Annotated in this window: 6 protein-coding genes; 5 read left to right on the top strand and 1 reads right to left on the bottom strand. The window is 53.8% G+C overall.

What is annotated here, in order from left to right; genetic code table 11:
* Window positions 1-201: 201 nt before the first annotated feature.
* Window positions 202-678: a Rossmann-fold NAD(P)-binding domain-containing protein gene (locus FC99_RS12120; RefSeq protein ID WP_048734477.1), complete on the bottom strand. Its 477-nt coding sequence runs from the start codon at window positions 676-678 to the stop codon at window positions 202-204.
* A gap of 545 nt (window positions 679-1,223) precedes the next feature.
* Between FC99_RS12120 and FC99_RS12115 the strand changes: the two genes are divergently transcribed.
* The 5 genes from FC99_RS12115 to FC99_RS12090 all read left to right on the top strand — a co-directional run bounded on the left by FC99_RS12115 (window position 1,224) and on the right by FC99_RS12090 (window position 6,779).
* Window positions 1,224-2,429, top strand: coding sequence for a betaine/proline/choline family ABC transporter ATP-binding protein (locus FC99_RS12115; RefSeq protein ID WP_048734474.1), 1,206 nt, complete (start codon window positions 1,224-1,226; stop codon window positions 2,427-2,429).
* Window positions 2,426-3,052 (top strand): ABC transporter permease, encoded by a 627-nt coding sequence (locus tag FC99_RS12110; RefSeq protein WP_048734472.1) that lies wholly within the window; start codon window positions 2,426-2,428, stop codon window positions 3,050-3,052. The genes FC99_RS12115 and FC99_RS12110 overlap by 4 nt, the downstream gene beginning before the upstream one ends.
* Window positions 3,053-3,064: 12 nt before the next feature.
* A complete protein-coding gene (locus FC99_RS12105) occupies window positions 3,065-3,994 on the top strand; it encodes an osmoprotectant ABC transporter substrate-binding protein (RefSeq protein WP_048734470.1) in 930 nt (309 codons plus the stop codon).
* A 1-nt stretch (window position 3,995) separates the two neighbouring features.
* Window positions 3,996-4,658: an ABC transporter permease gene (locus tag FC99_RS12100; protein WP_048734467.1), complete on the top strand. Its 663-nt coding sequence runs from the start codon at window positions 3,996-3,998 to the stop codon at window positions 4,656-4,658.
* Between the two features lie 798 nt (window positions 4,659-5,456).
* Complete coding sequence (locus FC99_RS12090; RefSeq protein ID WP_048734461.1) at window positions 5,457-6,779, top strand: hypothetical protein; 1,323 nt, start codon at window positions 5,457-5,459, stop codon at window positions 6,777-6,779.
* The last annotated feature ends 55 nt before the right edge of the window (window positions 6,780-6,834 follow it).

The raw sequence follows: 6,834 nt of genomic DNA, 5'->3' as shown, positions 1-6,834 counted from the left end.
TGGTAATCCTGTTAGCTGGCCGCTGGCTAGCTAACAGGATGGGCGACTTTGGAGACGTGTGTTTTTCACGGCTTCAAAGCGAGCGAGAAGCCCGCCCCACAGGCTGAAGCGTCCCCACAGCAGGCGGAATCCCTGGCAGCCGGAGTGCGGCCATTTCAAGCTACACGCCACACGCCCTTGACCTTGCACTTGACCCAAACGTTATCCCGCCAAACCCTCTAACGGAATGTCGGCTGGCTTTGCGGTAAAAACACGTGGTGTCTCCAACGCCATCAGCGTGCTGATGCCCGCGAAGCCTTCGACCATATCAAAGTTGATGCCCGCCGCCATCAGAGTTCGCCGCGCATCGCGGATCTCGCCCGGTAGCTCGACGATGTCGTCGGTACGGCTGACGATGACTTGGCCGGCACCCGCCGCAACCGCTGCGGTGGCTAACGTCCGTGCCATTTGGGCCAGATGAATCGTCGGGACCAGCGCCACGACCACGTCTTGATCCAGCATCGCCGCGGTCAGGCCGCCTTCATCGATGGCTTCACCGGTCAGTGCGGTCACCGTCGTTGGCAACGTGACCGCACTTGGGGTGTACACCGTCAGATCTAACTGATTATTTTGGCTTAATTGACGGACAAAGGTTTGGCTATCGGCGTCCAGCGCCCCAGCAAGTAAGAGTCGTTTCAAGGTCATAACTCCCTTTCGTGTTTTGATGATGTTTTTGATTATAAAGGGTTCTAGTAGGTCGAAGGCAACCCTTATTTTTAAATAATTTCGATTAAAATAAATAAGGTTTTTCTTATCTGAAACACATTTTTTTGTGTTAACTTGAGAACTGTGGTGAACCCGCATGCCACCGGGCCTAAGCAACAGTCATGAAGTCGTTTACACCCGAATATTATCAACATCGGCAATAGTTTTTCTTTGGAAAATCCACCCATTTCGTGTACAATGGGCATAATTACAGGCTGACATTCAAATACGACCGGTCTCCAGGAATCCCCTTTTATTTTAGGTGCTTCTCGGCACACCGATCGTTATTTTTTATAGCGCGCAGGTCGTGACTCGTTCACGCTGTGCGATTTCTGTCTGGCCGTTGTGCCCCTCAACCAACACTAACTTTGTGGTTGGTTGTTAATTAATCATCGCGTTGTGCTACGCCAATGAGCCGGTCTAGAAACCGACTCGCTCGCAACAGCTTTAAAATTCGTAAAATTACAGGAGGTTAATCAATGCTACTTTCAATGGAACATCTACGCAAAGAATATCCCAATGGTAAGGTTGCCGTCGACGATTTCAATTTACAGGTCGACCGCGGCGAGTTCATCGCCTTCATCGGGACGTCTGGTTCCGGTAAGACGACGACCATGCGAATGATCAACCGGATGCTCAACCAGACCTCCGGCACCATCAAAATTGATGGTAAAGATATTTCTAAAATGGACCCGGTCAAGCTGCGGCGTTCCATCGGTTACGTGATTCAAAACACGGGACTGATGCCCCACATGACGATCCAAGAAAATATCGAAATCGTCCCCAAGCTACTCGGCTGGTCAAAGGAAAAACGTGCCGAACAAGCCCACAAAATGATTGAACTGGCGCAATTGCCAGATGACATGCTGCAACGCTATCCCGGCGAACTCTCCGGTGGGCAACAACAGCGGATCGGTGTCGTGCGGGCCTTAGCCGCCGACCAACAGATCATTTTGATGGACGAACCCTTCGGTGCCTTGGACCCCATCACCCGAGAATCCTTGCAGGACTTGGTCAAACATTTACAAGAGGACCTCGGCAAGACCTTCATCTTCGTGACCCATGACATGGACGAGGCGCTGCACCTCTCAACGCGGGTCGTCATCATGAGCCACGGCAAGCAGGTCCAAGTCGACACGCCCGAAAATATTCTGCGGCACCCGGCCAACGAATTCGTCACCAACTTGATTGGTGAGGAACGCTTGATTCGGGCCCAACCTAACATTTTAACGGTTAGTCAAATCATGCTGAAGACGCCTGTGTCCATCACGCCTGATAAGACGCTGGACGACGCCATCGACCTAATGCATGACCGGCGAGTTGATACGTTGCTGGTCACCGACGACAACGACGTGCTCCAAGGCTTCGTTGACCTGGACGATATCAACCGGATCACCGATGGCTCCACGCTCATCAGTCGTTTCACCAACCGCGAAGTCTTCTACGTGCAGGCCAACTCCCTCATTGGGGACACGGTCGACCGGATTCTGAAACAGGGGGTTAAAAACGTTCCCGTCGTCGATGCCAAGAAGCACTTAGTCGGCATCGTTACCAGAACGGCCTTAGTCGACATCGTCTACGACGCGCTCCGGGGGGCACCTGAAGCCAATGAAGAACCAGCTTCACCGATCAATGCCGACATCCACGCCGCCGCCAACCATGAAGGAGGCGACACCGCCCAATGACCCATTTCTTAGCCACATACGGCTGGCAACTCGTTGCCAAGACCGGCCAACATCTATACATCTCGGCCGCCGCACTGGCCCTTGGGGTCATTGTGGCCGTGCCGTTAGGAATCCTGTTGACGCGGATGAAACACGGCGCCAACTTCGTAATCACGCTCGCCGGGGTGCTACAAACGATCCCAGCCATGGCATTACTGGCGATGATGATCCCCATCTTCGGAATCGGCTCCACGCCCGCCATCGTCGCGTTATTCATCTACTCCCTCCTGCCCATCCTGCGCAACACCTACCTCGGGATGCAGGGTGTCTCCCCGACCGTGCGTGACGCGGCCAAGGGAATGGGGATGACCTGGTGGCAAATGATGGTCCGCGCCGAGATTCCACTGGCCGCACCCGTCATCATGGCCGGTATCCGGCTGTCTGCGACCTACGTGATCGCTTGGGCCACGCTGGCGTCCTACATTGGCGCTGGTGGCCTAGGGGACTTTATCTTTAACGGTTTAAACCTCTACCGGTCTGACCTGATTCTCGGCGGTTCGATTCCCGTTATCCTCTTAGCCCTATTGGTGGACTACTTACTGGGTAAAGTGGAATGGGCCGTCACGCCACGACCCTTACGATAGGAGGTTCGTTTAATGCGAAATAAATTACGTAAATGGCTCGCCGCCTTTCTGGTTGCCGTCGTCCTCCTACCCTTAGGGGGGTGCGCGCTACCAGGCCTAGCCGGCGCCGGCAATAACAACGTCCGGATTGCCTCACAGAACACGACCGAGCAGCAGATTATGGCCTACATGATCGCCGGTATGATCGGTCACTATACAAACTTACACACCTCAATCATTAACAACCTGGGGTCCGGAAACGTCAGCTTCAACGCCCTCAAGAACAACAACGCGGATATCAGTTCCATTCGCTTCAACGGGACCGACCTGACCACCATCCTGAATGAAAAATTTGAACGGGACCCGGCCAAGGTCAAGTCGACCGTCACCCGTGAGTTCGAAAAGCGTTACCAGATGACCTACTTCAAGTCCTATGGCTTCGCTGACACCTATGCTTGGATGGTCAAGCAGAGCTACGCGAAGAAGCACCACCTGGAAACCGTCAGCGACCTGCAGAAATTAGCGCCGAACATGACCGTCGGAATCGACCAAATTTGGCAGAACCGACAGGGAGACGGCTACCCCGCCTTCCAGAAGATGTACGGTTATAGTTTTGGCAAGGTCCTGCCGATGCAAACTGGACTGCTCTACGACGCATTGGCCGCCGACAAGATGGACGCCATTCTGGGCTACTCCACCGACGGCCGGGTCGGGAGTTACAATCTGAAATTACTCAAAGACGACAAGAACTTCTTCCCACCATATGACGGTAGCCCCGTCGCCACGGATGCCATTTTAAAGCAGCACCCCGAGCTGAGGAGCGTGCTGAACCGTTTGGTGGGCAAGATCTCACTGACGACCATGCAAAAATTAAACTACCAGGTCGACGACCAACTTGAAGAACCACAGACGGTCGCGACGAATTTCTTGAAGCAACACAACTATTTCGAAGGGGGAAAGTAACGTGAAAGACTTAGGCTTATGGAGTCAATTAATCTACTACTTCTCCCACAACGGGATGTACGTGCTGAGTCAATTTAACCAAACGTTCTTGGTCTCCATCTACGGCGTCCTGCTGGGGGCCATCGTCGGGATTCCGCTGGGCATCTGGATTTCACAGTACCGGCGGCTCTCACCCGTCATTATTGGTGCGGCGAACGTGATTCAGACCGTCCCATCCCTGGCGATGCTGTCCATCTTGATGTTGGGGCTGGGACTCGGGCAAACGACCGTTGTGGTCACCGTCTTCCTGTACTCCCTGTTGCCGATCATCAAGAACACCTACACCGGCATGCTGAGCGTCGATCCAGACGTGCTGGACGCCGGTAAAGGGATGGGGATGACCCGGTGGCAAGTCATGACGACCATCCGGATTCCCCTCTCACTGTCCGTCATTATCGCCGGTATCCGTAACGCACTGGTCATCGGTATTGGGATTACCGTAATTGGCTCGTTCATCGGTTCCGGCGGTCTGGGTGACATCATCATCCGCGGAACCAACGCAACGAACGGTGGCGCGATTATTCTGGCGGGGGCGTTACCGACGGCGCTGATGGCAATTATTACGGACCTCGTCCTCTCCTTCGTCGAAAAACGCCTCACCCCCAAGACGTCTTCGGAACACTAACCGGGTTGCCATGACACCGTCTTCGGCAGTCAGAAACTCCACCCCGTGGGGACCGCTTCAAGCCTATGGAGCGGTCTTGAAGCTCGCTTTGGAGCCTCGAAGACCACGAGTCTTCAAAGCGTCCCGTGGTGTAAGCTGACTCAAGAACGTCAGCTAACACCACTGACACCGGGTTCCGTTCCCGACTGCCTGCGACTATGGCGTAACCCAGCGTTCCAATACAACTTGTGGCTCACATTATCCTTTGTCGTCATTTAATTATGATTTCTTTGTTATCAAAAAAGCTTAAAACAGCCGGTGCGGTCCTGATTGGATTTGCACCGGCTGTTTGTGTCTGTTTCTTTGTTAACCATACGATTGCTTTTGGCAAGCCGCTTTCTGTAGGCCCAAGTTCGACTAAACATAACTCCGCTCTAGGCAGGAACTAGTGCCCCCGTGGCATTCTGTAGGCTACGAAATTAACCCAGATAACCTCTATAGATCGGTCATCCCTCAGTCATAAAATCCTAACCAATTACCACCACAACAAAACCGCTAGCACACCATCTGAGCCGGAGGAGGCCAGGGATGCAGCCGGCCGTGTCGACAATGTTAGTCGGGGTTCCTTCCCGGCTTACATTGTGGGCGACTTTGAAGACACGGGTTCTTCGTGGCTTCAAATCGAGTCGGAGGACCGCCCCTCAGTCCGGAGCGTCCCCACAGCAGGCGGAATCCCTGGCAGCCGGAGCGCGGCCATTTTTCATCCAGCCCAATCACTATGCTATACTAGTGTAAACGATTAATAGAGGAGATGGTCGGGTGAGCCGGCTGAGACAAAGTGGCATCGACTTTTCCGTGGGCACGCTGAACTTCCTGGCAAACATCGGCATCATGTTGCCGTACGTGCTGATTCTAGCGAAGTACCAGGCGTCCCACAGCGAAACGTTTCTGATTGCCCTGGTGGCGTTTTATATTTCGCGTGCCGCCAGTATTTTTTATACCAAACGTCTGAATCTGAGATCCACGACGTACCTGATTCTGAGCCTGGTGCTCGGCGCCTTGGGGAGTCTGACCTTTGCGCTGACCGATGCCGTTGGCTGGCTGATCATTGGTAGCTTTCTTTGGGGCTACAGCGCCGCCACGATTTGGCCGTACTTTTTAACCGTGAAGCTTCACCTGAGTGCGACCACCGAATTTCGCATGAAACGCCTCTACTGGGCCATCTTTGCCGGACTGGCGCTGGTGATTGGCGTCGACCTGTTGGCCAAGTTGAGCTACACGCTGACCTTTGTTTTGTTGGCCCTGCTATACCTTGCCGCGGTGCCCGGGGGCGTCCTGTTGGATAACTTTACCAACGACTTTTATCAGAATCGGCCCACTCACGTTCACGGCATCACGCAGACCTGGCGCTGGATTCTGTCGGTGATTGGCTTTGCCGTCATCGCCGTGCTGACCACGTTGCGGAAGGCTAGCGTCAGCATTCCCAGCGGCATCGTGCTCGCCATTATCGGCGTGGCGCTGGTCATTCTAGCCATCGAACTCTACAGCGACCGCCACGTCCTGCCCAACTACAAGGTGCGCCTCCTGAACCGCGGATTTCTGGTGAGTTTGGTGCTCCTATTCAACAGTTTCTTCGCCTACTTCTATCTCGGCGGCAGCGGCATGTACGCCGTCTTTGCCCTCTACCTGATTGGCTTTGAAACGGGCTACCCGGTCTTCAAGGCCCTGGGTAAGCACGATGAGGCCCGCGCCCTGCGCCTCAGTCAAATTAGTCTGGTCGCCGTCCACGTGCTCCTGTTGATTCCGTGGGTCGGCAGCTACCTGGTCGGCCTCCTGCTGATCACACTGTACGTGGGCTACGACAACCCCACCATCAACCAAACACTGTATGGATCGGCGGAAATTGACAGCGACACCGCCATCGTCAATAAGTACCGTTTCTCCACGTATGGCGGATTATGCTGTCAACTGGCGATGTTCGGCTTACTGGTCGCCGTCAGTGCCGTGACCCAGACACACATTCTGGACTTCTTTAAACCTAGTGACGCCGGGAACTTCTGGCTGTACACATTTACGATGAGTTGGCCGCTAGTGCTGATCTCATTGGGAATTTCGATTGGAAATATTTTACATGAACCATAAACCCAATTCATTCATAAAAGGACTAGAATGTTTTGACTGTTCCTACATCTCAAGC

Source organism: Levilactobacillus koreensis JCM 16448 (assembly GCF_001435525.1).
In the GTDB taxonomy this organism is placed as follows: domain Bacteria; phylum Bacillota; class Bacilli; order Lactobacillales; family Lactobacillaceae; genus Levilactobacillus; species Levilactobacillus koreensis.
Note: the sequence above shows the minus strand (reverse complement) of the source record. Positions and strands in the feature narration are given on the sequence as shown.